Origin of the sequence: Paraburkholderia sp. BR10923 (assembly GCF_040948765.1) — a bacterium.
Classification (GTDB): Bacteria; Pseudomonadota; Gammaproteobacteria; order Burkholderiales; family Burkholderiaceae; genus Paraburkholderia; species Paraburkholderia youngii.
This window is the reverse complement of sequence record NZ_JBFPKO010000206.1, coordinates 1-268: the sequence shown is the minus strand read 5'-3', so window position 1 is coordinate 268 and position 268 is coordinate 1. Positions and strand designations below refer to the sequence as shown.

Genomic DNA, 268 nt, shown 5'->3' with positions numbered 1-268 from the left:
TCCACCAGCCCCACGCCAGCGAGCGCCTCCTCGCCCAGCGCCGCACGCCCCGCCCCATCGGCCAGCACCAGCCGCGGCGCCGCCTCCCCCACAATCTGCCGCAGCCGCGCGCACGGATACGCCGCATCCAGCGGCACATACGCGCCCCCCGCCTTCAGGATCGCCAGCAGCCCCACCACCATCGCCGCGCTGCGCTCCACGCAGATCCCCACCGGCTGATCCGGCCTGACTCCGAGTGCGATCAGATGGTGCGCCAGCCGGTTGGCCC

The 268-nt window shown here is 74.6% G+C and carries 1 protein-coding gene; it reads right to left on the bottom strand.

Annotated features, from left to right (window positions below; all coding sequences use genetic code 11):
• The coding region (locus AB3X94_RS42125) for an AMP-binding protein (protein ID WP_368614500.1) at nt 1-268 on the bottom strand (268 nt) is incomplete at both ends.